1 protein-coding gene is annotated in these 306 nt (G+C 32.7%); it reads right to left on the reverse strand.

Features of this window, described 5'->3' with window-relative positions; genetic code table 11:
- Positions 1 to 50 precede the first annotated feature (50 nt).
- Entirely contained in the window at positions 51 to 284 is a 234-nt protein-coding gene (locus LEQ07_RS19870; protein ID WP_021434414.1) for a DUF2922 domain-containing protein, read from the reverse strand.
- Positions 285 to 306 lie beyond the last annotated feature (22 nt).

Consider the following 306-nt stretch of genomic DNA (forward strand, 5'->3'; position numbering starts at 1 on the left):
AAATTGATTAGAACGCCCCTCAGAAGTTCAAAGAGACGTTCCATGTGTTACTATATAACTAAGTCATATCCAGTAGTTGCAGTTTGAACTACTTTTGCTTCTAAAGCTGTTTCAAGTTCTTCTCCGAATCTAGGCGCAAATACATTTTTAGCAACTATTTGGTCCATAGCCTCTTTTATTTCTGCTTCAGTTATATCTTCTTTAGGATCTGATACAAATAAGCTTACTTTTCTTCCAAGAGTTGTAGAGAAAACCATTAATAATCTAGTTTCTATATTTCTCATTTTTTAATCCCCTTTCTTATTT

The sequence above is a fragment of the Paraclostridium sp. AKS73 genome (genome assembly GCF_025671395.1).
Classification (GTDB): Bacteria; Bacillota; Clostridia; order Peptostreptococcales; family Peptostreptococcaceae; genus Paraclostridium; species Paraclostridium benzoelyticum.